24 protein-coding genes and 1 pseudogene are annotated in these 24,380 nt (G+C 68.9%); 17 read left to right on the plus strand and 8 right to left on the minus strand.

Annotated elements, in window-relative coordinates; genetic code table 11:
* Positions 1 to 280 precede the first annotated feature (280 nt).
* From ABZS80_RS30870 to ABZS80_RS30880, 3 genes are all read right to left on the minus strand, one after another.
* Complete coding sequence (locus ABZS80_RS30870; protein ID WP_355061461.1) at positions 281 to 589, minus strand: DDE-type integrase/transposase/recombinase; 309 nt, start codon at positions 587 to 589, stop codon at positions 281 to 283.
* A 51-nt stretch (positions 590 to 640) separates the two neighbouring features.
* Positions 641 to 943 carry an IS3 family transposase gene (locus ABZS80_RS30875; protein WP_355061463.1) on the minus strand — a complete coding sequence of 101 codons (303 nt, stop codon included), beginning with the start codon at positions 941 to 943 and terminating at the stop codon, positions 641 to 643.
* Positions 944 to 2,174: 1,231 nt separating this feature from the next.
* Complete coding sequence (locus ABZS80_RS30880) at positions 2,175 to 2,714, minus strand: helix-turn-helix domain-containing protein (protein WP_355061419.1); 540 nt, start codon at positions 2,712 to 2,714, stop codon at positions 2,175 to 2,177.
* Between the two features lie 65 nt (positions 2,715 to 2,779).
* Here ABZS80_RS30880 and ABZS80_RS30885 point away from each other — a divergent pair, with 65 nt between their 5' ends.
* Complete coding sequence (locus ABZS80_RS30885) at positions 2,780 to 3,184, plus strand: nuclear transport factor 2 family protein (RefSeq protein WP_355061421.1); 405 nt, start codon at positions 2,780 to 2,782, stop codon at positions 3,182 to 3,184.
* Between the two features lie 326 nt (positions 3,185 to 3,510).
* Positions 3,511 to 3,708 (plus strand): hypothetical protein, encoded by a 198-nt coding sequence (locus tag ABZS80_RS30890; RefSeq protein ID WP_355061423.1) that lies wholly within the window; start codon positions 3,511 to 3,513, stop codon positions 3,706 to 3,708.
* Between the two features lie 53 nt (positions 3,709 to 3,761).
* Here the strand turns inward: ABZS80_RS30890 and ABZS80_RS30895 are convergent, their stop codons facing one another.
* From ABZS80_RS30895 to ABZS80_RS30910, 4 genes are all read right to left on the minus strand, one after another.
* Positions 3,762 to 4,622 (minus strand): YwqG family protein, encoded by an 861-nt coding sequence (locus ABZS80_RS30895; RefSeq protein WP_355061425.1) that lies wholly within the window; start codon positions 4,620 to 4,622, stop codon positions 3,762 to 3,764.
* Positions 4,623 to 5,236: 614 nt separating this feature from the next.
* The gene (locus ABZS80_RS30900; protein ID WP_355061465.1) at positions 5,237 to 5,875 is read right to left on the minus strand and encodes a methyltransferase domain-containing protein; all 639 of its coding nucleotides are present in this window, start codon (positions 5,873 to 5,875) and stop codon (positions 5,237 to 5,239) included.
* 238 nt (positions 5,876 to 6,113) lie between these two features.
* Positions 6,114 to 7,214, minus strand: coding sequence for a beta-eliminating lyase-related protein (locus ABZS80_RS30905; protein ID WP_355061427.1), 1,101 nt, complete (start codon positions 7,212 to 7,214; stop codon positions 6,114 to 6,116).
* A 147-nt stretch (positions 7,215 to 7,361) separates the two neighbouring features.
* A complete protein-coding gene (locus ABZS80_RS30910; RefSeq protein ID WP_355061429.1) occupies positions 7,362 to 8,189 on the minus strand; it encodes an MOSC N-terminal beta barrel domain-containing protein in 828 nt (275 codons plus the stop codon).
* A gap of 113 nt (positions 8,190 to 8,302) precedes the next feature.
* Between ABZS80_RS30910 and ABZS80_RS30915 the strand changes: the two genes are divergently transcribed.
* A complete protein-coding gene (locus tag ABZS80_RS30915) occupies positions 8,303 to 8,629 on the plus strand; it encodes a TraR/DksA C4-type zinc finger protein (RefSeq protein ID WP_355061431.1) in 327 nt (108 codons plus the stop codon).
* Positions 8,630 to 8,724: 95 nt separating this feature from the next.
* Here the strand turns inward: ABZS80_RS30915 and ABZS80_RS30920 are convergent, their stop codons facing one another.
* Entirely contained in the window at positions 8,725 to 9,111 is a 387-nt protein-coding gene (locus ABZS80_RS30920; RefSeq protein ID WP_355061433.1) for a hypothetical protein, read from the minus strand.
* A gap of 208 nt (positions 9,112 to 9,319) precedes the next feature.
* Between ABZS80_RS30920 and ABZS80_RS30925 the strand changes: the two genes are divergently transcribed.
* From ABZS80_RS30925 to ABZS80_RS30990, 14 genes and pseudogenes are all read left to right on the plus strand, one after another.
* Entirely contained in the window at positions 9,320 to 9,922 is a 603-nt protein-coding gene (locus ABZS80_RS30925; protein ID WP_355061435.1) for a hypothetical protein, read from the plus strand.
* Positions 9,923 to 10,194: 272 nt separating this feature from the next.
* Positions 10,195 to 11,103, plus strand: coding sequence for a septum formation family protein (locus ABZS80_RS30930; RefSeq protein ID WP_355061437.1), 909 nt, complete (start codon positions 10,195 to 10,197; stop codon positions 11,101 to 11,103).
* Between the two features lie 515 nt (positions 11,104 to 11,618).
* On the plus strand, positions 11,619 to 12,722 hold the full coding sequence (locus tag ABZS80_RS30935; RefSeq protein ID WP_355061439.1) for a hypothetical protein: 1,104 nt from the start codon (positions 11,619 to 11,621) through the stop codon (positions 12,720 to 12,722).
* A 3-nt stretch (positions 12,723 to 12,725) separates the two neighbouring features.
* Positions 12,726 to 13,058: a hypothetical protein gene (locus tag ABZS80_RS30940; protein WP_355061441.1), complete on the plus strand. Its 333-nt coding sequence runs from the start codon at positions 12,726 to 12,728 to the stop codon at positions 13,056 to 13,058.
* Positions 13,055 to 13,336: a hypothetical protein gene (locus ABZS80_RS30945; protein WP_355061443.1), complete on the plus strand. Its 282-nt coding sequence runs from the start codon at positions 13,055 to 13,057 to the stop codon at positions 13,334 to 13,336. Before ABZS80_RS30940 ends, ABZS80_RS30945 begins: the two co-directional genes overlap by 4 nt.
* 319 nt (positions 13,337 to 13,655) lie before the next feature.
* Positions 13,656 to 13,808, plus strand: a complete 153-nt coding sequence (locus tag ABZS80_RS30950) for a hypothetical protein (RefSeq protein WP_355061445.1) — start codon at positions 13,656 to 13,658, stop codon at positions 13,806 to 13,808.
* Between the two features lie 344 nt (positions 13,809 to 14,152).
* Positions 14,153 to 15,323: pseudogene (locus ABZS80_RS30955) on the plus strand (IS3 family transposase).
* A gap of 396 nt (positions 15,324 to 15,719) precedes the next feature.
* Positions 15,720 to 16,412: an ABC transporter ATP-binding protein gene (locus ABZS80_RS30960; RefSeq protein ID WP_355061447.1), complete on the plus strand. Its 693-nt coding sequence runs from the start codon at positions 15,720 to 15,722 to the stop codon at positions 16,410 to 16,412.
* Positions 16,413 to 16,814: 402 nt separating this feature from the next.
* Entirely contained in the window at positions 16,815 to 19,655 is a 2,841-nt protein-coding gene (locus ABZS80_RS30965) for an FtsX-like permease family protein (RefSeq protein WP_355061449.1), read from the plus strand.
* Positions 19,656 to 19,710: 55 nt separating this feature from the next.
* Positions 19,711 to 20,280: a TlpA disulfide reductase family protein gene (locus tag ABZS80_RS30970; RefSeq protein ID WP_355061451.1), complete on the plus strand. Its 570-nt coding sequence runs from the start codon at positions 19,711 to 19,713 to the stop codon at positions 20,278 to 20,280.
* A 2-nt stretch (positions 20,281 to 20,282) separates the two neighbouring features.
* Entirely contained in the window at positions 20,283 to 22,178 is a 1,896-nt protein-coding gene (locus tag ABZS80_RS30975; RefSeq protein WP_355061453.1) for an ABC transporter ATP-binding protein, read from the plus strand.
* A gap of 23 nt (positions 22,179 to 22,201) precedes the next feature.
* Positions 22,202 to 22,669: a S26 family signal peptidase gene (locus tag ABZS80_RS30980; RefSeq protein WP_355061455.1), complete on the plus strand. Its 468-nt coding sequence runs from the start codon at positions 22,202 to 22,204 to the stop codon at positions 22,667 to 22,669.
* A gap of 11 nt (positions 22,670 to 22,680) precedes the next feature.
* On the plus strand, positions 22,681 to 23,280 hold the full coding sequence (locus ABZS80_RS30985; RefSeq protein WP_355061457.1) for a MauE/DoxX family redox-associated membrane protein: 600 nt from the start codon (positions 22,681 to 22,683) through the stop codon (positions 23,278 to 23,280).
* Between the two features lie 222 nt (positions 23,281 to 23,502).
* Positions 23,503 to 24,180, plus strand: coding sequence for a tyrosine-type recombinase/integrase (locus tag ABZS80_RS30990; RefSeq protein ID WP_355061459.1), 678 nt, complete (start codon positions 23,503 to 23,505; stop codon positions 24,178 to 24,180).
* The last annotated feature ends 200 nt before the right edge of the window (positions 24,181 to 24,380 follow it).

Consider the following 24,380-nt stretch of genomic DNA (forward strand, 5'->3'; position numbering starts at 1 on the left):
CGATGAGGTCGGCGGGCCTGTCGTGCGCGGTGGGTGCGGGCCATGAAATGGGCCGCACCGAGATCGTTGTAGTCTGAGGTTCCCCGGGATGTGGACACCGGGTTATGCCGCGACCTGAGGCAGCGTAGTCGGTACGAGCGTCTGTTCGTAGTCGGCGGGGCTGAGGTAGCCGAGTGCGGATGGCGGCGTCGGTGGTTGTAGAAGGCGATCTACCGGAAGACGTCGCGGCGGGCGTCGGCCTCGTTGTTCCAACGGCGGTGGTCGACGTCGACTTCACGCTTCAGCGTGGCGAAGAACGCCTCGTCCAGGGCGTTGTCAACGACGAGCCGATCCGCCCCATGGAACGGCGGATGCCGTGTCGTTGGCTGGCGTCGGCGAAGTTTCTGCTGACGTATTGAGCACCCCTGTCGGAGTGGTAGATCACGCCAGTGACTTGGCCGCCGCGGGCGGCGACCGCGGCGTTGACAGCGTCGATGACCAGGGCGGTGCGCATGTGGGTGTTGATCGACCAGCCGATCAGTCGTCGGGTGGCTATGTCGATGACCGTGGCCAGATAGAGCCAGCTGGCGCCGACGCGTAGGTAGGTGATGTCGCTGCACCACCGCTGATCCCGGTGCGGTGGCGGTGAAGTCCCTGTGGATCAGGTCCGGCGCCGGCGGTGCGGCCGGGTCAGGGATGGTGGTGCGTTTGCGGCGGCGCAGGTGCCGACCACCACGTCGCGTTGCCGCATGATCCGCTCGACCCGCTTGCGATTGACCCGCACACCCTGAGCGTGCAGCTCGACGGTCACCCGCGGGGATCCGTAGGCGCCACCGGAGTCGGCGTGGATGATCCTGATCTGCTCGGCGAGGACGTCCTCGGCGGCGGCGCGAGCCTGCCGGGCAGGCCCGCTCGCGGCCCACCGGTAGAACCCGGAGCGGGAAACCGCCAGGACCCGGCACAGCCGCTTGACGCCGAACGTGGACGCGGTGGGAGGAGATGAACCGGAAGCGGCTGGTCACCGATCTCCTTCGCGAAATAGGCGGCCGCCTTGCGCAGGATCTCCTTCTCCTGCCGCAGCTCCGCGACCTCACGCCCTGCTTCCTCGTCCTCTACGGCTCCAATGACCACCACTATCGGGATCGATAACCGGGCAGGACGCGGCATGCATCAGCCCTACAAGCCCGCCCCGCGTGCGGTGGGCGCGACTGAACTGCAGTCCTCGCCCGATCTTGACATCCGGTCATGCCGCTGCCAAGGCGCGGCTTCCGTGAGTGCGGCCGGTGACGGCCGGCTGTGGGAGCAGGTCGGGAGCGCCTGAGGCTAATGGTCGGCTGGCGGCCGTCGGCGTCAGCCAAAGCCGCTCGGGCCAGCGGCCACGATCCATTGCTGAACGACCCGCAGGACCGTCCATCTCAGCCTGGCGACCGGAGCGCGGCCACCAGCACCGGATCGGGGGAGCAGGTTGGGAGCAACAGGGTGCACTGAACGGCCATCAACTGCACGGAACGGCCCCCAACGATGCGCAACTGCACTCACCCCTAGCTGCGGCTTCTCGTTTCCGCAGGTCAGTATCGGTGCGGCGTCCTGCTTCACACCGGAGTGCTCTGCGGTTTAGCACAGCAGTTGACGGTAATCTATGTTGCCTGGCGGGGGAGTATGCGCAGGTCAGGGCCGTAAGGAGCTGCTGGGTGTCCCGGCATTGCAAGTGGGAGCAGATTGGGTGCAGGTTGGCTAAGGGGTCACCGCGCCCGAAGTGCTCACCGATCCCGGGAAGGGAAGAGGCCTTCGACCTGCGGTGATGTGGGCGAGCGGTGCGGCGTGACCTCCCAGAGAAGACCGAAGTGGTCAGCGTTGGCTGCTCCCCGCCTGGCTGCCGCGGCTTGTCGTCCTGGGTCCGCTGACGCCAGTCACCGGGGGGCCGTCCTCCATCGACGTGCGGCTTTCGATTCGCCATGGCGAAGTCGGTGGGGATTCCGGCAACTGAGATTCGAATCCCACCGGCAGCCATCTGACCAGGGCTTCCTGGGCGGTGACCTCTGCGGCGTGCCCGAAAGCGTCAGCACCGGTGGCTCCGCTTCACAGGCCGACGACGTCCGCTCATGCCGATGTGCTGATGCTCGAGCAAGCACTGGAAGGTGCGTCGGGCGGCCCGGCCGCTGGGGTCAGGCAGGTCTGATCCACGAGGCTGGCGGTCAGTTGCGCTTCAGGCCAGCGAAGATAACCGCGAGCGTACGGGCCTGCAGCTGCTCGTCCCATCCACCGTGCAGGGCCCCTTGGCAAACGCTGGCAAGGAGCGCCATCACTTCGGGTAGCCGTGTCGGGGCGGCGACGACTCCGCCGGCTCGGGCCTGGTTCAGCAGCCTGCCCACCGCCTCCTCAAGGGGACCCACTGCGTCGGGCAGCCGGATGTCCACCCCGGACCCGGCAAGCAGGTCGACGACAGTCTTCTTCGCTGCGGCCTGCGCCACCATGTGGGTGAAGAAGGCGAAGAGGTCAAGCTTTCCGGCCTCCTCTACGAGCTGTGCCAGCAGTCGCTTCATGATCGCGGCGAGCAAGTCGTCCTTGGTGGGGAAGTGGCGGAAAACCGTGCCGATGGCGACGCCGGCCCGCCGGGCCACCTCCTCGGTGGAGGATCGGGGCCCGAACTCGGCGAAGACTGCCTCGGCGGCGTCCAGGATGCGCGCGCGGTTGCGCTGCGCGTCGGCACGCAGCGGCGACCCCTCTACCAACATGAGTCTCCACTCATTATTCTCGGCGGTGCAAGTCGAGTGCTGACTCATTATCCAGGGAGGACGACATGACACCAAGCGAGATCTTCGACAGCATGCGTGCCCAGTGGCTCGCGAACCGGCCCACCTACGAGGCCGACCTGCTCGCTGACGATGTGGTGATCGAGACACCGTTTGCCGCGCCCGGTCGCCCTACGCGTACCGAAGGCAAGCAGCGGGTGCTCGAGTACACGCAGGGGGGCCGGGCGGTGTTCCCGGTCCGGTTCGACGACTGCCGCAATGTGGTCGTCCACGAGACCGCTGACCCCGAGGTGATCGTGGTCGAGTACGAACTGGTCGGCACTCACACAGCGACCGGGGTAACCGCCTCGGCGCCGTTCATCGGGGTGCTGCGGACGCGGGACGGCAAACTGGCCCACTGGCGCGAGTACCAGCACACTCTCGCCATCGCCCAGGCCGCCGGCCAGGCATAGGCCAGGATCAGGCTTCCGATGGTGATGAAGGCGAGCGGGACGAGCCGGTAGCCCCAGCGCCGTACCCCATTGCCCGCCACCGGGGTACCGGTGATCAGCGCTTGGCCATCGCCTTGCGGTAGTCGGCGTTCAGGCGCTGCTCCACTTGCCGGTCGTCGGTCTTGATCGAGTGCACGCTTCTGCCGCCGTCCGGGCGCCGCAGTGCGTCACGCAGGGCCTGGCAGCGGGCGCGTGATCCTGCCGATGAGCGCGAAACTGCGGAAGCGTCGGCTGGCATATGATCACCGGGTACGTGCAGTGCGATGTCTGCTCGACGAGGTGCCGTGGTGAACCATGTGACTGCTGATCGGCTGATGCTCGTCAACGTGGTGGATCCCTGGTTCTACCTGCAAGAACCGACCTTCATCGACGCCGGGCAGACCTATTGGATCGATCACGCGACCAACGAGTTGTGCGTGGACCGCGGTGGTGACCGCGTAACGCGGCATGGTCGCGCCCGACACGCTGCTTGGATGTGGCGTTAGTCGAGGACTGTCGCTCGCCAAGGTCAGCTATCCGCATCTGCCGCAGACCGCGGTCAGCAGCACTGCCAGGTGAACATGGCTCGGTCGAATCGCCGGGCAGCGAGGTCGTCGGGTCGGATAAGCCAGTAGAGCATGCCCATGTCGCCCCACATCATGTTCGCGTTGTCGTCGCTGTCGAACTGGGCGAGCAGCAGCCATCGGCTGGCCTCGGAGGCGAGTGCCGGGTCTCGCCAGTCGACGCTGCCGCCCAGTGCCGCCTGCGCGACCTCGTACTCGACGTCGCCCTGCACCGGCCAGGCGTATCCGCCCAGCTGGTGCAGCGGGCCCTCGCCGCTGCTGATCGCCGAACAGAATTCCCTGCGCCGAAGCGGGTGCTCGGGTTCTGTTGCCTGGCTGAAGTCGGCCCCGAACGCGTCGTGCAGTACGAGATGGTCGTATGAGGGTGCGGTCGACACCGCACGCGAGGTGAGCCAAATACGCTTGTAGGGTTCGATGCCCTCTGGAGTCGCCCGCTGTGCACTGGCTCGGCCCGCAGGCACGTACACGACGCGGGCGCCGGCCTGAGACTCGGGATCGCTGGCGAAGACCATTGCCTCACCACCGTCGTACTGCCCGTCGAAGTAGAAGAACAGAAGCCGGCCGTCGGCCGGCAGCCCCATTTCGCCGACCACTCGTGGCAGCGCGGCGCAGTCGACGGAGGCGATGAAGCTCAACGACCCGTGCCCCTCCCAGACCGGCCACGCCAGCTCGTCGGGCAGTTCGGGCTCACCGCCCAGGTATCCGACCGCAGCCCTGTCGCCGTCATCGGCACTGATCAGCCGAATTCCCGGCCGCAGCAGCGACAACCACGTGTCGGCGACGTCAGCCGGTAGGTGCTCACGGGCCGCCGCCGCAAGATCGATCTGGCTGGACATGCCGAGCATCATGCCACCGCGCACCGACACGGGACGGTGCTGGCCCGCCCCGGCCTCACCGTCGGCTTGGCCCCGCTGCCGGCCGAGCCACAACACGGTTAGCCGGGCCGCAAGGGCAGCCCACCATACAGGCCCGGCTTACTCCATCCTCATCTGGTTGCCGACCACGCATGCGTACAGCCATGCTCCGCCTCGCCGAAAAAGGGCTCACAGCTCTACGAGGGCGTGCGCACCACCGCGAGCGCTACGGCGACAAAATCGGCGAACTGATCCCCCCAGTGACCCGGCCCGAGCCCTTGCCGACACCGCCTGGTGCGCACTGCGCGACCGGCTCACGCGACGGACGGAAGCGGTGACGTCGCCCAGGTGCGCACCCGCCGCTGCAATCCTGATCAGGCCGGTCGTCGCGCCGCTCGCGTTCGGCACGCTGCTACTGATTCTTCTGGCACGGCGAATCTGCTGGCTGACGTGACCGGCGCCCACACGCGGCGGCGCCCTACGGGTACACGATGGCGGTGGCGCTCTCGATGTGGGGGTTCGGCCGGTGGATGGCACGCTTCGAGCCGATGGTCGCGGTCGCCGTCGTGGGTCCGGCGGCGCTCGCGCCGGCCATCTCACCGGTAGGCGAAGACGAACCCGCCCTCGACGTCCGGGGCAGGACGGTGCATCATCTCGGCTTCGACGGTGAAGCCGGCGGCGTCCAGCCAGGCCGCGACCCGGTGCGGTGGGCGGCGGTGCACGTAGACGTTCATCGGGTGTCCCCCGTAGCCCTCCGTCTTGAGCCGGCTGCCATTACCGGCGTGGAACCCGAGCAGCATGACCCCGCCGGGCCGCAGCACCCGGTGGAACTCGGCGACGACCGTTGGGACCTCGTCGTCGGGGACGTGGATCAGGGAGAACCAGGCGAGCAGGCCGGTCAAGCAATCGTCGGCCAGTTCGAGGCGCGTCATGGAGCCGACCTCAAAGCGTAGGCCGGGATGGTCCCGACGGGCCACGTCGATCATCGCGGGTGACAGGTCAATGCCGAACGCGTCCAGGCCGATCCTGTACAGGTGGGCTGTGATCCGGCCGGGGCCGCAGCCGACATCGGCGACCGGCCCGTTCCCTTGGGCGCGGACCAGTTCGGCGAAGAGAGCGAGGATGCCCCGCTGGAACGGTTCGCGGGCGAGGGCGTCGCGGAGCAGGTCGGCGTAGCTGACCGCCACGGTGTCGTAGGAGGTCCGGGTGTCGTCGAGCCAACCGGGAACGCGCATGCGGTGCACGATAGCGCCGACGCGGCCAACGGCATCGGTCCGACCGACGCCATGATCGATCTGGTGCCCGAGCTCGTAGCCATGTTTCCCGAGGTCATGATCACGTGCACGGATTTGCCGAGATGAGGGCACCTGTACTGGGGCCAATTCGCCGGCGGTCGCCGGTAGGTGATCGACGTGTTGGCCGCAGCGTAGATGCGCGAGTTCGCCGAGCACCGCTGTGGCAGGCACGTGATGGTCAATGATCGACGACGCGGCCAAGGAAGCGCTCACCAGCCTCGGCGATGTCGTCGGTGGTCCACTCGAGGGCGGGCGCGGCGACCGTAATCTCGGTCATCGCCATGCCCGGTAGGTTTGTTTCCTGCCAGCCGGCGACAAACCACACCTTTTCCTCCTCGGCGAGTGCCAGCGCAGCGTCGTTGAGCGCTTGCGCCCGGTGGGGTAGCCAGAGGCGGAATCGATGGGTGTGCGGAGGTTCTGGATACACCCGCGCGCCGGGAAGCGCGGTGAGTGCCGCGGCGACTGTCCGCGCGTGCCGCACATACTCGGGGATGCGCGGCAGCTCCCTGTTCAGACCGGCGAGTGCGCTCAGAGCGGCTGGCCACTGCTGGAACACCTCGCCGCCGTAGCGGTGCCGCCAGATGCGGGCGTAGGAGGCGAGCTGCGTGGTGCCCGCGAGCGCGGCCCCGCTGATACCGCCGATCGTCTTATAGAACGAGACGTAGGTGCTGTCGGCGAGGTCGGCGATTTCGCTGAGGGTGTGCGCCAGGTGTGGGGTGGATTCCCAGATTCGGGCGCCGTCGAAATGTACGCGTGCACCGATGGCGCGCACTGCGGCGGATGCGGCGGCGAGCTCGTCCCAGGAGGGGAGGACGAAGCCGGCATCGCGCAGCGGGAGTTCGATGACGACGGTGCTCACGGGCTCGGCGAGCGCGGTGATCTCCTCGGCGGTGGGGTTGCGGGGCGCGGTGGTCGGCCAGGTACTGCGCAGGCCGCTCAGGTGGGCGTAGGCATGCCGTTCGTCCACCTCTAGGTGGCCGAGCGGGTGGAGAGCGACCGTCGGGTGCCCGCTGCGGTCAGCGCCATAGCGCAGCGCGACCTGCTGGGCCATCGTGCCGGTGGGGAAGAAGACGGCGGCCTCGGTTCCCAGCAAATTCGCCACGCGTTCTTCCAGCATGGTCACCGGGCCGTCGCAGTAGAAGTCGGGCTGACCGTCCAGATCACCACCTGCGTCCATGTCCGCGAGCCGCTCCCTCATGGTCGTGGGCCGGATGCCGGAAAGGATCTGGTCGCAGGCGCGCAGCGCGGCAAGCCGACGCTGCCTGGTGTTGTGGGACATCGGCGGATCGTCGCAGGCCAGCGCAACAGGGGCCAATCGGTTTTCCGGCGGCAGGCGATCAGCGTCGCGCAGTCAAGTTGCCGCCGAGCGGTCGCTACGACGACCGCATCTGCGTAATAGAGGACGTCGGCGACCAGCTACGGGTCTTTAGCGAACGAGCTGCCCCAGTCGGAGCCGGCCTGGCTGGACGACATCGGCGTAGGTCCCGAAGCAGGCTGCCCGCCCTAGCCCGGCCACAGGGATGCGGTAGTGCCGGGCCAGGGCGCTCAGCACGAAGAGGTCGGCCGGCAGCTCGGCCTGGGAGAGTCCGGGAATGACGCACCTCGGAGTGGGCAGGACCACCCGGAGCACGACATCGCCCAGACGTAGTTCCTGCCCCGGTTCGGGGTCACGCGGTGCTTCGATGACCAGGTTCGGGCGAAACCGCGCCGCGGCCACACTGACACCTCCCATGCGCTCACCCAGCAGAGACAGCGCACCGGTGGTCACGATATGAACGGCGCCGAAGTCGACGAACCGGCCGACCCGCCCCGCGCCCGCGATCGCCGTGATGGTTTCCTGACCGGGCCGGGCACCGGCCATCCAATCCGGCACCATGCCGACGTCATCAGGCAACGTCCGGTGCAGCCTCGCGTCGGGCGGCAGCTCGCGGCTCAGCCGCACCGGAAGGCCCAGGTGGTTGCTGAGTGCGGCATCCGCCGCGGCGCTTCCGGCTCGCAGCGAGGTGCCGTCGACATGCAGCGTCAACATCGTCTCCGGGCCGTCATCCCGCATGCTCGTACCGACATCGACCAGACGCCCCCATCGTCGTGGATGTTTGGCGCTGCCGACCGTCCCTTCCTGGCAGTCGATACAGACCCACCTCCGGTCGCCGCGCAGACCGGTCTGCTCGACATCAGCCGCCTGGAGAACCTCACCCCGGGCACTCTTGAGCGGGTAACGCCGGAGCGCGACAACCGTCTGCACGACGATCATGCTGCCTCACCGCCGCAAGCGCCTCGGACACGGGAACATCCGCTCATGCCGCCACCCGTGCGCGTCCCCTCCATGGCCTGTCTGTGCTGGCTGGAGGCCGTTAGGCTACACATATGGTCCGGGATGAACTGCTGCGGCTGCGAGCGAGGGCGGAGGCTGAGGCGGCGACGCTGGCCCAGGATCTGGAGGCGCTGTTCCTGGCATCGCGGGATTCGAATGCTGACGACGAGCACGACCCGGAGGGTGCCACCATCGGCTTCGAACGCGCCCAGTTGACCGCGCTGCTGGCCGGGGCGCGGGAGCGAATCGCCGACGTTGACGACGCGCTGCGTCGGGTGGACGAGGCGACCTACGGCGTCTGCGAACGATGCGGGCAGCCGATCGGCGATGAACGGCTCGCCGCGCGACCCTTCGCCCGCTTCTGCATGGCATGCGCATAGGGCATCAAGGAGAGTGAACACTGGGGGCGCTCACTAATTACAGCGAAGCGTTTACGCGGGCCACGACCAGATGCGCTCAACTGCCGCCGTCCGTGCTACAGAGCGTTCCGGCTTGGTCGGGACTGGGTTTGCTCTTCGGCCTGTTCGAGCCAGCCTCGGTACCAGCGCGTGAAGCCCGTCGGGCTCCCGTCGGGCTCGCGCAGAGGCCGGAACCCGCCGTCGCTGGCGGTGTCGTCCGCCCACATCTGACCGCGAGCTGGTCCACTGATGACGAGGGCTTCGCGGTAGGCGCACCCGAGGTGACAGAGATAAAGCAGCCCGATGGAGTGTTCGGGCGAGAAGGCGATGGCTTCGTGCTGCTGCCAGTAAGCGTCTTCAGCCTCGTTGAACTTGGCTTCGGAGTCGAAGTCCGCCTCATTGGGGGGATCCGGCAGGTCGCCTGCGGGGTTGAATGCATCGGTGTGCGGGAACGGCTGGCGCAACGTTTCCAGGTCGGTGAGTTCGGCGGCGTCGCCTTCCCACCGGCAGCCATCTGACCAGGGCTTCCTGGGCGGTGACCGCTTCGGCGGATCCGAAGGCCTCTGCCATGCTGGCTTCCGAGTGCCAGGCGGGCGACGACCTCCGCTCACTGCTGATGGGCGGGCGGTGCGCCGAGGAGATTATGCGGGTCGGTCCACAGACAATGTCTTGATGGAGCTGCGTCCCGAACTCTGCCCGCTGGTGGCCCCGGAGCAACGCATCGCCGACCTGTCTACCGCCGTAGCGACCATCGCGAAGCTGCTGGAGCGCGGCGAGTCGGCCGACTCGGCAATCGCCGCGTTCAACGCCGGCACGGGCCACGCCTACACCGCCTACGACTTCCGCATCTACTGGAAGTCTCGTAACGTCGAGGACTTTGCGATCGAGGCGGTCCGACCCGCTTCGCCGAAGGTCGAGAACGTCACCCGCGACGAGCTGATCGAGATCGTCCGCCGGATACAGCGCGCCGACGATGGCACCGACTACTACGTTCGCCTGCTGCACAGTCACGTCCTGTACCCACGAGTCAGCAGTCTGATCTTCTTTCCACCACCGGAGCTGGCCGATGCGCCCCCGGAGGACATCGTCGACGCCACCTTGAGCTATCAACCCATCGCGTTGTGGCAACGCCACTGGCCGTCTCGATGGCTTGTCCTCGGCGAGCCGGCATGTACTCATGCCGCCGGCCCATGGCCGCCGTCTTGGCCATCGGTCACGCTGAGAGACAAGACACTAGTGCTGCACCTTGGAAAACGCGGCGAAGTAGAGCGTTAGGTGCCGGGGACCCACGGCAGCCCCGCCGGGGATCGGGAAGCACGTGGGGAGCAGCCAGATAAGTGGCTGCAGCGTCTTGCGCGGGGCGGAAGTGGTCAGCATGCGGTGTGCCGAAAGACCGGGACCGCCTCTGAGCCGTTCGCCGTCGGGGTCGTCACAGGCCGCCCGCGCCCTCTCAGTGCCTGGCCTCCGCCGGATGTCACACCACGGACGGGGACCCTGGCGATGCCTCCGGGTGGCATATGCTGCGCCGGCACGACGGGGAGGGTGTCATGCGACGGTGGGCGGTACGGGTGGCGGTGGCCGCCCTGGCCGGGGCGGTGACGGCGATGGCGGGGTGCGGGGCACCGGCCGGGCTGGACGGCGACCTGACCGACGACTGGCGGCCCGCCGCGGCGGCCGTGCAGTTCACCCCGAAGGTGGGCGACTGCCACGTGATTCCCGAACCATCGAGTTACCTGACCAGCTACCAGCCGGTCGACTGCACGCGGCAGCACCTGCTGGAGACCTTCTACCTGGGCACTTTCACGGGCGCGGTAGCGGAACGGGAAAACCCGCCGCCGGTGGGCTCGGCGGTGCTGCGACCGGCGTTTGCCGAATGCGACGCGAAGGCGACCGCGTTCGTCGGTGGCGACTGGCGGGGCGCTCGCCTGACGGTGCAGGTCGCGCCCCCGTCTCCGGGCGGGTGGCAGGGTGGCAGTCGCTGGTTCCGGTGCGACATCTTTGAGCTGGACACGGCCGACGGCGGCTCCGCGCAACGGCATCCGGACGACCACCCGGTGCAGCACACCGGCAGCCTGCGGGACGCGCTGAAGGGCCCGTCACCGCTGGCCTTCGGGTGCCTGAACGAGGACCGGTACGGCGCCTTCGAGCAGACCGGCTGCGCCCGGCCGCACACGTTCGAGTACGTCGGCTCGTGGACGGCGCCCGACACCTCGTACGCGGACGCGAGCCGCGACGAGGACGGCGTGCACGCGAAGTGCCGGGCCCTCGTGGCCCGGTACGCGAAGGTCCCGGTCGACGGCGTGCTGCGCTACCGCACAGGCACCTCGTACCTGGTGCCGGCCGCGGAGGCGTGGGCGCGCGGTGACCGGGGGATCCGCTGCTTCTACTGGTCGGGGGGCCTGAAGGTGACCCGCTCGATCAAGGGCGGTGGCACAAAGGCGCTACCGATCCGCTGAGCCCGGTGCGCCGACGGAGGCGGAGGCGGGCGGGAAAATCGGGTGAGCCGGGCGGGTCCGGCCGTCCACCGTCGACCGGTGCTCCATCATCGCGCTCGGTCGCAGCGGCCTGCCGTCCGGCGCGGAGCCGACGGTGTAGCGAAATTCGACAACATGAGGCACCTCAAGTCGCGGACGGCGACCCCTTTTCTGCTTGATGTCATTGCCAGGAACCAGGGGGCTAAGGCCGGTCGGCCGAAGCGCTCTGATCGATAAGGCTCCCTCCTCAGCTACACGCAGCCGTCACGCCAAGCCCCTGCCACGACCAGCGGCAGCAGTCGATCTCGATGTCGCTGCCGACTTCTCCGAGGAGTTGCTGAACGCCTCTCCCTCCCATCGCCACTCGCCGTGCCTCCCCGCGCGTGACGCCTCGTGTCCGGTGAATGACTGGGTGCCGGAGACTCGTTGACGCTGTTGATCACAGTCCAGTACGGTTCGTGTTCGCACGAGAGCCGAACGACGTTCAACGGGGGAACATGAGCGGCTTCTACGTAGATCCGGCTGGCCTGAACGGGCTGTACAACACGTTGCATCGGGCATCCGGCGACGTCAACGACACACTCGCGTACGTCAAGCGGCATTGCGACCTGACCTTCGGCGCGGAAGGCCTGCTCGTCATCTTCGCCAGCCCCCACAAGCTGGTGTACGACCGGATGACGCAGGGCCTGCAACGGTTGGCGACGGTCACCCAGGGCGCCGCCACCCAGATCAACCTTGCCCAGCGCACCTACGCCACCTCCGACGCGGACTCGGCAAGCCGGCTCGACCAGACCTATCCGGGCGCGAAAGATCCGACAGCGGTGTGGAGTTCGCTCAGCACCGGCCGTCCCGACCTGTGGCCCACCGCGCCCCGGTCCCCATTCGCTGATGTAGCCGAGCCGACCAGCAAACTGGTGGCGCCCAACTACGCCACCGCGGTCGAGATGTGGAAGATCAACCCGCTCGCGGATCTGATCAGCCCAGCTGCCTGGCTGCGCCAAGTCAGCGTATGGCTGTTCGGCTACGACCCGTTCGAGGACTGGACCAAGCAGCTCAGCGGCGACTGGGACGCCTACATCCACTGCGCCGCAGCCTGGCGGATCATCGGCGACGCCCTACTCGACGTCGGCCGCAACCTCGTCACCGCCGCCGGCGACGTACCGGAGGTCTGGCGCGGCCGGGCCGCAGAGTCCGAGCAGGAGTTCCAGCTCAAGCTCGGCAACGCCGCCATGGCCCTGCACCCGACCTGTGACCAGTACGCCGAGCTCTACACAAAGGCCGCCGAGGCTGCCAAGCAACTCTTCGACGTCGTCAGCGGCCTCATCACCAAGCTCATCGACGTCCTGATCGTCATCAACCTGGCCTCGGCCGTCGGCACAGCGACCATCGAGACCGGGGTCGGGCCGGTCGTCGGTTACGGCGTCGCCGCCTACTACGCGTGGCAGGCGTACGACCTCTACAACGAAATCTCTGCCTTCTACGGCAATGCCGAGGCGACCTTCAAGGCGATCGCCGGCACCATTGGCATGATTCAGGCTGGCGCGGCCGTCGCCGCACTTCCCGACCTGACGCCCTACCAGCACCCCGGACAGCAGGGATAGGCCATGACCGACGAAATCCACCAACAGCCGCTAGCCCGCGCGGTCCTCACGACACTCGCCAAGAACCGCGGCGGCAACGACCCGCTGGGCTCCCTGTCCCGCACCGTCCTGCACGGCGAGGCGGACCTGCGCACGGCGGCGGCGTTCTCCTGGCACGGCCTTGCACTAGACGACGCCTTCACGGCCTCGCTGAACGAGCGCGACGCCCTCACGCGGGACGAGCGCGCCGAATGGGAACGGCAGGCGCAGCAGCTTCGTGAAGCGGGCACGGCGCTAACCGTCGAGGTGCAGCCTCTCGACAGCGCCACCAGCGAGGGCCGGGAGCAGGGGCGGTGAACGCCCGCATGCGATGGAGACTGGCCGTCCCACTGATCGGCCTGAGCCTGCTGATGGCAGTCCCCGCCATCTACGGCACCTGGGCGTTCTGGTCCGATTTCGGAAACACCTATCGGTCGCTCAGCGTCATTATCTGCCTGGCTCTGCTTTCACAGCTGGCCTTGGCGATGTCGATCGGCGTATGGCCAACTCGGGATGTGCCCTGGCTGCGGATCGGACTGATGGCGGTCACATTCCTGGTGGCTTGCGGTGTTGCGGCGGTGCGGAGGTCGGTCTGACATCGACCGCACCGAAGCTCGCCGCTGATCGGCCACCGGACATGCGGCGCCGAGGTCCCAAACTTGTCGTACCGCTCACCGGCGCGTCTGGCCACCTCGGCTGGCGCACACCACACGAGGTCTTCCACTCCGCTCTGGCAGCCTGATCGTGAGACAGCGTGGCAACGATGGCTCGGAATTCACCCTGGAACCCACGCGTCGCCAGGGGGTGCTCACTGGTCGACCCTGGCCGGTCGGATAGCCGGTCAGGACGTGCCAGCTGATCAGCGAGAGATGCCAGCCACTGGCACGATAGATTCATGCCCTCCCTCCGTACGCCGTGAAGGCCGTACGCCTGGCCGACGCCGCGCACGAGCTGGCCCGCGCTGCGGACGCCGACGGCCAGGGTGCGGCAGCCGCGAAGCTGCGAGAGGCCCTGACGGGGCAGTACGAGTCGGCGCAGGTGCTGGCCCTTGTTGCCTGGTCGGGGTAGGCAGAGCGCCGCTTGCCTTCCCCGCCCGCACACCCCAACGCATTTATTGCAAGCGAAGCCAGCCTGTGCAACGAGTCGGCCCTTGGCTGTCGCACACGGGATGCTGATCCTCGTCGGCTCAACCTTCGAGCACATGGAGGGCACCAATGGCTACAGGCACCGAAACGACGGCAATGATGGCTGTCAACCAACAGGAAGAACCAAGCCGGCGACGACGGATCACGAAGCAACGCATTGCGACCATGTTCGCGACACTAGCAATTGCCGTCGGCGCAAGGGTCTGCTGCACCGATAGGTGACATCTGAGATGGCTTGCCCTATGGGCAGGCTGGAAGGATGTCGCTGTGCCCAAGCCCTACCCCCGAGAGTTCCGGGATGATGTCGTGCGTGTCGCCCGTAACCGTGAGGCGGGAGTGACCGTCGAGCAGATCGCCAACGACTTCGGGGTGCACCCGATGACGTTGTTCAAGTGGCTGCGCCAGGCCGATAGCGACGCCGGCGCCGAGCCCGGGACGGCCAGCAGTGACTCGGCCGAGCTGCGCGAAGCGCGCAAGCGGATCAGGCTGCTGGAGCAGGAGAACGAGGTCCTGCGCCGGGCCGCTGCCTACTTGTCGCAGGCGCATCTGCCGGGAAAAGGCTCTACCCCCTCGTGAGCGAGCTGGCCGCCGACGGGATCCCCGTGGCGGTGACGTGCCGGGTGTTGAAGATCGCTCGCCAGCCCTACTACCGGTGGCTGGCCCGACCAGTCACGACCGCCGAGCAGGTGGCGGCGTATCGGACCAACGCGTTGTTCGACGCTCACCGCGATGATCCGGAGTTCGGCTACCGGTTCCTGGTCGACGAGGCCCGCGCCGCCGGGCAGTCGATGGCCGACCGAACCGCGTGGCGGATCTGCTCCGGTAACGGCTGGTGGAGCGCCTTCGGCAAACGCAGACGTCGCGGCAAGGGCGGCAAGGCCGGACCGCCGGTGCACGACGACCTGGTCCAGCGGGACTTCACCGCCGACGGCCCGAACCGGCTGTGGCTGGCCGACATCACCGAACACCACACTGGCGAAGGCAAGCTCTACCTCTGCGCGATCGAGGACGTCTGGTCCAACGGCATCGTCGGCTACTCCATCGACTCCCGAATGAAGTCCCGCCTCGCGGTCGCCGCGCTGGACAACGCCGCCGCTCGCCGCGGCAACCTGGCCGGCTGTGTCTTGCACACCGACCGCGGGCCGCCCAGTTTCGATCCAGGAAGATGCAGCGCGCTCTGGACCGTCACCGGATGGCCGGCTCCATGGGCCGCGTCGGCGCCGCCGGCGACAACGCCGCCATGGAATCGTTCTTCGGCCTCCTGCAGAACAACGTCCTGAACCGACGATCCTGGGCCACCCGCGAGCAACTACGGATCGCGATCGTGACCTGGATCGAACGGACCTACCACCGCCGCAGACGGCAGCGGTCGCTGTCCCGGTTGACCCCCGTTGAATTCGAGACCATCATGCACCCGCCGGCCAGTCAGGCCGCGTGACTACACCTGTCACCTAGCGGTGCAGCAGACCCCCGCGCTCCGCAGATACCAGGCGACCGGGTCCTGAGTGGTCTTCCGCGCTCCCGAGGGTGGCGTCATCCGTACGCTGTTCACGAACCAGGCGCCCGTAAATCCTTCCGGCACTGCTCCGGCAGGGCGGAGATCCACTCAACTGGATAGGTCTCCACCGGCGCCGGCGGCGTTCCGTCCTCTCGAAAGTGACGGTTGATGGATCGACCGTCACTCATGTAGTTTCACTTGTCATGCCGAGCAATACGGGGGCTGGGCGATGAGACAGTTGCTCTTGCATTTTCGATTCCTGCGCGCTTCTGCATCCATAATCCGCACCGGACGCGGACCGGCCACCGCCGTCGCGCTGGCGTCGCCGGGTGGCCGATGAGCGCCAGTGGCGGAACCACCACTCGGGGAGCGGCCATCCGGGTGGCCGACCTGGTCAAGCGGTTCCGCTCGGGCGACGAAACGATCGTCGGCGTCGACCGGATCACCCTTGACGTGCCGGCGGGTGCCACCGTCGCGGTGACCGGCCCGAGCGGTTCGGGCAAGTCCACCCTGCTGCATCTGATCGGCGCGATCGAACGCGCCGACGAGGGCCGCATCGAGGTCGACGAGGTGGCGGTGACCGCTCTGTCGGGCAGGCGGCTCGCCGACTACCGCAGAGGGACCGGTTTCGTTTTCCAACGATTCCACCTGCTGCCCGCCCTGTCCGCGCTGGACAACGTTCTCTCGCCACTGCTGCCGTTCCGGGCCGGGCCCGACGAGGTCGACCGGGCCCGGAACCTGCTGTCCGAGGTGGGGCTGGCCGGCCGGGAGCGCGCCATGCCCGGACAGCTTTCCGGCGGTCAGCAGCAGCGGGTCGCCATCGCGCGGGCCCTGGTCGGCCGGCCCCGGCTGCTGTTGGCCGATGAACCGACCGGCAACCTGGACTCGGCCACCGGCGCCGCAATCATCGATCTGCTCTGGCGGCTGCGCGACGAGCACGGCATGACCCTGCTCATGGCGACCCACGAGGCGTCCCTCGCGGACCGCTGCGACCGGACCGTCGAGATTCACGACGGGCGGATTGTCTAGCGCCGACGCATCGGCGCGGAAACGGGGGTGAGGCGATCGGGAACCGACAGCGTCACGAATTTCTACAACGCTCATCGACAGCTCGATCAGAAGGAGTGGAAATGGTACGAATGCTCGAAGCGGCAGCGGACCGGGTACTCAGCATGTTCGTTCCGAAGCTGACGGCACAGGCGGCCAGCACCGCCTGCAGCTGCTGGACGGAGTACTGCAGCTGCACCAGCGGTTACGTCCGGGTCCGGGACTGCTGCAAGGGCTGCGACAGCACCGGTACGACCTGCGGCTACTGCCGCACCACCACCACGCGCTGCTGACCTGACGCGCGATAGCGATTACGACACCGTCCCGGCCGGCCGTAGGTCGGCCGGGACGGCCCGTACTGCCTGAGCGGAGAAGCTCCCACCCATGTTGCGGATGGTCTGGTCACAGCTACGGCACACCCGCGGCCGGAGCCTGGCGGTGTTCGCCGCCGTGCTGGTCGCGACCACCGGGTTCACCGTGCTCACCGGTGTCGCAGCCACCTCGCGGCTGGTCGCCCGCGGCTCCATCGACGGTCAATTCCGGCCGTCGTACGACATCCTGGTCCACCCGTCGGGGCCCGGCGGCGGTCTGCTGCACCAGGACCGGCCCACCGCAGCCTACGGCGGCATCACTCTGGACCAGTGGCGGCGGATCGAGCGCATCCCCGGGGTCGAGGTGGCCGCCCCGTTGGCGGTCCTCGGGCTCGCCGACATCCGACCCGACCTGCGGGTCGACGTGACCGACCAGGTCGACCGGACAGCCGAGCGGCAGGTCATCGAGGTCGCCCCCCGGATCAGCGCAGATCGTGGGCTGAGCACGCTCGCCGCCGCCCCCACCTACGTGTACGTGTCCCGCCGCCCCCTGCTGCCACTGTCCCAGATCAGCGGCGACCAGCGCGTGTTCGTCTACACCGACGGCACCCGCATCGACCAGACCACCTCCGCCGCCGAGTGCCCGGGCACCGGTGGGGGAGGCGCCCTGGAGGTGCAGCCCGACGGGCGGCGCCTGCAGGTGTGTGCGACCGCCGTGGGCAGCTTCGAACCGGGCACCCAACGGACCAAGATCAGCGCGCTGCAGGCTTACCAGCTGCTCCCCGACGGCACCTTCCGGTTGGCGTCCGTGATCACACTCGGCCGCCCCGCCGCCGCCATACCCGCCACCGCCCGACTGGAGCTCCGGCTACCCGCGGTCGTACCGATGCTCGTGGCCGGAATCGACCCCGCGGCCGAGGCACGTCTGGCCGGCCTGAACCGGGCGGTACGCCAGGGCCGCTACCTGACCGGCTCCGACACCATCGGCCCCGCAACCAGGAGCACATCGACGTCCCCGTTCACACCGGTCGGCCCGGCAGGCCGGGCACTTCCGGTACTCGCCGCCACGGACCTCGCGGTCGACGAGCAGATGAACCTCGCCGTGTCCCGACTCACGGGCCAGACCGCCCGGCGGGTGCCCGGCTCCACAACAGAAGCGCTGTGGCCACTGCTGCACGACTCGACGAGGACACCCCCACAGGCGGCCGCATACGACCTGGGACAGCTCTACCGGGCCCGACTCGACGCAGCCCTGGCCGGCAACACCCCCCTGTCCGGCGTACAGACCCTGCTGCGGCCCGCACCACCGGCCTACACGCCACAACCCGACGGCACCGGCCGGATACTGCCCCGGGCCGGTGAACCCGGCTCCACCGACCAGGCCATCGACGACCTGTGGCGGGACGCCTGGTTCAGCACCGGCGGCGTCGGCACCGGAGAGCCGATCATCCTGAACGGGCAGAGCGAGGAGTGGTCGATCACCCCCGTGGGCAGCTTCGCACCCGACGCCCTCCCCACCGCCGGCGGCGCCGCCCAGCAGGCCCTCGACCTGTATCGCCCGGCCGCGCCGGTGGGCGGCGACCCCCGTACCCGGCAACTGCTCGCCGACCGTCCACTACTACCCGGCGACGACCCGCTGGGCTACCCGCCCCGCCCACCCCACCTGCTGACCACCCTGACCGCCACCCACGACCTGTACAAGAGCGTCGGGTCACCGGCGGCGGACACACCGCTGAGCTCCGTCCGGGTCCGGGTAGCGGGCATCGACCGGTTCGACGAGGTGGCCCGGGAACGCGTCCGGCTCGTGGCCGACGAGATCGTCCACCAGACCGGACTGACCGTCGAGATCGTGCTCGGCGGCTCCACCGTACGCAGCCCCGTGCTGCTGCCCGCCAACCATCTCGGCCGTCCCGACCTGACCGTGGCCGAGGCCCGCACCCGCAAGGGCGTGGCCGCCGAGATCGTCACGGCCGTCGACCGCAAGAACATCATGCTGCTCGGACTGCTACTGGTGGTCTGCGCCCTGCTGGTCGGCAACGCGGTGTCCACCGCCGTCCGCGCCCGCCGCCGCGAACTGGCCATACTGGCCTGCGTCGGCTGGCCCGGCTGGCGACTGAGCCAGCTGGTCCTCACCGAAACCACCACCCTCGGCCTCGCCGCGGGCCTGCTCGGCGCCGGCCTGTCCGGGCCACTCGGCCACCTGGCCGGCGTCCAGGTCTCCGGCACCGTCGTCCTACTGTGCATACCGATCGCGGTGCTACTCACCGCGGTGGCCGGCGTGCTACCGGCGATCCAGGCCGCTCGCACCCGATCAGCCGAGGCGCTCCAGGCAGCCCCCGCGCCGGCCCGACGGTCCGCCCCACGGCGGACCTTCGCCGGACTCGCCGTGGCCAATCTGGTACGGGCGCCCGCCCGCACCCTCGCCGGAGCGGTCAGCCTTGCCGCCGGTGTCGGCGCGGTCACCTTGATCGCCGCCTCGCTCTGGGCGTTCCACGATGGCATGGTGGGCTCCCTGCTCGGCCAGGCCGTGTCGGTGCAGGTACGCGGAGTGGACCTGGTCGCGGTCGGTGGGGTGCTGCTGTTCGGGCTGCTCAGCGTGGTCGACGTGCTCTACCTCAACGTGCGGGAACGGTCAGCCGAGTTCGCCACCCTCCGGGCCGTCGGATGGCCGGACTCCGCACTCAACCGGCTGCTCGTCTACGAAGCCCTCGGCCTCGGGGTGCTCGGTTGCGTCCTCGGGACCGTGGCGGGCCTCGGATCGGTGGCCCTGCTGGTCGGCCACCTCGACGGCCGGCTGGCGGTCCTGGCGCTGGCCGTGACCGCCGGGGCGCTGCTGCTGACCGTGCTCGCCGCCCTGGTCCCGGCGATCCTCATCCGACGGCTCCCGACCGCCGCCCTGCTCACCGAACAATGACCACCATCGCACCGGACGACCGGCCGGCGGCCGGATCGACCCACGGGGAGGAACCATGACGTACCTGGTGACCGCACTGGTCGTAGTCGCGGCGCTGTGCCTGTTCAACCTGCTGCTCTCCTTCGGCATGATCCGACGGCTGCGCCAGCACACCGAACTGCTCAACCGGCCGCTGCACGAGCCGGCAGAACGGGACCTGGTCCGCCCCGTCGGGTCCACCGTGGGGGAGTTCGCCACCACCACCGTCGACGGCGAGCCCGTGTCCCGGGACTCGGTCGGGGCCGCAGCCCTGATCGGCTTCTTCTCCGTGACCTGCCCGGCCTGCCGGGAACGCAAGCCGGACTTCCTGGCCGGTGCCCCCCGGTACGCCGCCGCCGGCTGGACCGTCCTCGCCGTGGTCGTCGGTGACCCGGCAACCTCGGCCGAACTGGTCAGCGAACTACGACCCGCCGGGACAGTGCTGGCCGAGGACGTCGGCGGACCGGTGGGGGAGGCGTTCACCCTGACCGGCTACCCGGCCTTCGTCCTGGTCCGGGACAACCAGATCGTCGCCAGCTCGTTCGATTTCCACCAGCTGCCACCCGCCGACGCGCCGGTCGCATCGGCGACCGGGCTGGCCTCCTGACCGTGACCCGAGCGATCCTCCGCCGCCGCTCCTGCCGGCGGACCGACCCCGGCAGGACGGCGGCGGGGACACTGTGGCGCGCCGCGATCGGCGCCACCACGGTCGCCGCCCGTTCCTCCCCGCCGGTGCTGGCGGCGGTGCTGGTGCTCACCCTGCTCTCCGGCGCACTGCCGATCGCCGCCGCCTGGCTGACCAAACTCGTCCTCGACCGGATCGTCGACCACCAGCCGGGAACGGCCGACCTCATCGGTCTGGCGCTGGGACTGGCCGGCGCCAGCCTGATCGTCGGAGTGATGCCCCACCCACTCCGGTATCTGCACGCCGAACTGGGACGGCGGATCGCCCGCACGGCCCAGGACCAGCTGTACCGCGCGGTGAACGGCTTCACCGGGCTGGCCCGGTTCGAGGACCCCCGATTCCTCGACCGGCTCCAACTGGCCCAGCAGGCCGGCGCCGGTACCCCGGAACAACTCGTCGCCGGCGCAGCGAACCTCCTACGCGGTGTCGCCGTGGTGAGCGGCTTCCTCGGCTCCCTCGTGACGATCAGCCCCACCATGGCGGTGGCCGTCTCGCTGGGGGCGGTGCCGGTACTGCTGGCCGAACTGTGGCTGTCCCGCCGTCGCGCCGAAACCGCACTGCAGGTCAGCCCCTACGACCGGCGCGAATTCTTCTACCGCAACCTGCTGTCCAGCCTCCAGGCGGCGAAGGAGATCCGCCTCTTCGGCATCGGTGACTTCCTGCGGGACCGGATGCTCACCGAACGAACCCGTTCCGACCATGCCCGCCGCAACATGGACCAGCGGGAAGCGCTCATCCAGACCCTGCTGGGACTACTGGGCGCCGGCATCGCCGGAGCAGGGCTGGTCTGGGTGGTCCAGGCCGCCGGCACCGGCCGACTCACCATCGGTGACGTACCCATGTTCGTCGCGGCGCTGGCAGCCGTCCAGGGCGGCCTGGCCGGCCTGGTCACCGACGTCACCACCACCCACCACAACCTGCTGCTGTTCACCCACTACCAGGCCGTGGTGAACGCCGGCCCGGACCTGCCCGCCCCGGACCGGCCGGCCGTCCTACCACCGCTGCGCACCGGCATCGAGCTCGACGACGTCTGGTTCCGGTACGACGATGACCAGCCATGGGTGCTGCGCGGGGTCACCCTGACCGTCCGGCACGGCGAGGCACTCGCCCTGGTCGGCGCCAACGGCGCCGGCAAGAGCACCCTGGTCAAGCTGCTCTGCCGCTTCTACGACCCGACCCGAGGCACCATCCGCTGGGACGGCGTGGACCTACGGGACATACCGGCCGCCGAGCTGCGCCGACGGATCGGCGCGACCTTCCAGGACTACATGCACTATGACCTGACCGGAGCGGAGAACATCGGCCTCGGCGACCTGAACAGCCTGCCCGACCGGGCGCGGATCGAGAACGCCGCCCGTCTGGCCGGAATACACGACACCCTCCACACCCTCCCGCACGGCTACGACACGCTCCTGAGCCGAACCTTCATGAGCGGCGCGGAGAACAACACCGTACGCGTAGGCGTGACCCTCTCCGGCGGACAGTGGCAACGACTCGCCCTCGCCCGCGCATTCCTGCGGAACCGCTGCGACCTGCTGATCCTCGACGAACCGAGCGCCGGTCTCGACCCCAACGCCGAAGCGGAGATCCACCACGCCATGCGCGAGCACCGGGCCGGCCGAACCACTCTGCTGATCACCCACCGGCTCGGTGCGGTCCGCGACGCCGACCTGATCGTCGTACTACGCGACGGTCGGGTGGCCGAAACCGGCCGACACGACGACCTGCTGGCCGCCGACACCCAGTACGCCCGCATGTTCGTCCGGCAGGCCAGCGGCTACCGCGAACCCGACCCGGCACTGCCGCAGGCGGCGGAGTGATCCCGCTCTGCTGGGCTGCGGCAGTGACACTGCTGGCCGGCGCACTGGGCGGCTGGTGGCTGCGGCGACGGTTCCTGCTGGTCACCGTCGAAGGGCGCAGCATGGAACCCGGCCACCGGCACGGGGACCGGGTCCTGGTTGACCGGCGCCGCACGGGCAGCGTCCACGTCGGCGACATCGTGGTGATCGATCGGGACCACGCATCGGACCGACCGGGCCAACCGATGATCAAACGCGTCGCGGCGCTGCCCGGTGACCAGGTACCGCCCGAGGTGTGCGCCTTCCAGCACTGGCCGCTGCAGAGCCGAGTGCCTCCCGGCCAGCTGGTCCTGCTCGGCGACAACCCGGCCGGCAGCCTCGACTCCCGCCAGCGCGGATTCTTCCCCACCAGGCAGTTCCTGGGGGTGGTCGTCCGCCACCTGCACCGGAACCAGCAGTTCCACACCGACCAGGATGGCGCGCGGAAATTCTCCAGCGCGGCGGAGGAATGACGGAGGCCGTCATGTCGTACGTGTCGCTCGGACTACTGGCAGCACTGTGGTGGGTGTTCACCAGCTCCAGCTGGAGCAAGATACGCAGCCCTGCGGACCAACGCGCGTTCGCCGACTCACTACGCCCGCTGCCGCTACTGCCCGCACGCCTGGTGAGCCCGGTAGCTCTTCTCGTCACGACCACCGAACTCGGACTCGTACTCGGCACCGGCTGGTCGATGGTGGTCCTGACGGCCGGCTGGCCCGCCGCGCGACCGGTCGGGGCGCTCGTGCTCGCCGCCACGTTCCTGCTGCTGACGGGCCTCACCGCCGGCGTGATACTGGCGGTGCACCACGACACGGGAGCACGCTGCGCCTGCTTCGGCGCCACCCCACAGCCGCTCGGGTGGCGACACGTCACACGAAACACCATCCTGCTCGCGATGACCACTGCTGCCGGGGTGACGGTCGCGGTCACCCGGCCCCATCCGCTTCCGCTGGCGGGAGCGCTGATCAGCGTCGCGGCCGGATGGACCAGCGCGCTGATTCTGGTCCGCCTCGACGATCTGGTGGACCTGTTCCTACCCACGCCCGCCACCCGGCCAGGCCCGTCCACCCGCCACCGACCCTGACGGCTGAGACCTCGGATCCAGCGGCGGCAGATGTCCCGCTGACCTGGTTGCGCGCAACCGCCGGATTGCCGAGGCCGCGCTTCGGCCGAGCTGTTCCACATCATCGCCGTGCTCATCCGACGCCTGACCGCGCACGGGCCCGTCCTGGCTCTGCCCCGCTACGACGGCCACGAACGTCAGTGGACAGCCCCGCTGCCGCACCTCTTCCAGCGCCGGACCGGCATGCTGCGCATGGTGGTCAGCACCGGCACTGTCCTCAACACGATCCGCCGCCGCTGCGAGATCATCGGCGAAACCGACCCCGCCTTCCGCGGGCTGCACTTCACCCCGCACGACTTCCGCCGGCTGTTCGCCACCGCTCTGGTCAACAACGGCCTGCCGATCCACATCGGCGCCGCGCTGCTCGGCCACCTCAACCTGCAAGTCACCCGCGGTTACGTCGCCGTCTTCGACGACGACGTAACCCGCCACTACCAGGCCTTCCTCGCCCGCCGAGGCCAGCAGCGACCGGCGGAAGAATACCGGCCGGCGACCGACGACGAGATGGTCGAGTTCGAGGAGCACTTCGACAAGCGCAAGGTCGAGCTCGGGTCTTGTGCGCGCCCTTACGGCACGCCATGCCAGCACGAGCACGCCTGCATCCGCCGCCCGATGCTCAACGTCAACCCGAAGAAGCTGCCCCGGCTCGCCGAACTGGAGAAGGACTTGGTCCTGCGCCGGGAACGAGCACAAGCCGAAGGCTGGATCGGGGAGTTCGAGGGGATCGACCTGACGCTGCGTTTCCTTGCGGACAAACAGCAACAGGCCAACCGGCTGCAGAAGATTACCGGCACCGTAGGCCCCGGCATGCCGAGCCCACGACCGGTCGAGATCGGAGACAACGAACCGCGGGAACGGTAGGACGAGCGTCTCCCGGAGGAGGTGAGGAGTGTCCCGGCGGAGTGGATCATCGCTGGCCGGGACGCGCTCCGGTGTCGACAACGGCGCGCGCATCGTCTGAGAGGTCGGTCTAGGCCCTGTCCTGTCGATCATGGGAGCCAGATGATGGCGGCGATGAGGACGAGGCTGGCCTGGTAGAGGGATGCGCGTTTGGCGTAGCG

It is taken from the genome of Micromonospora sp. NPDC005305, assembly GCF_040607315.1.
Lineage (GTDB): Bacteria > Actinomycetota > Actinomycetes > Mycobacteriales > Micromonosporaceae > Micromonospora.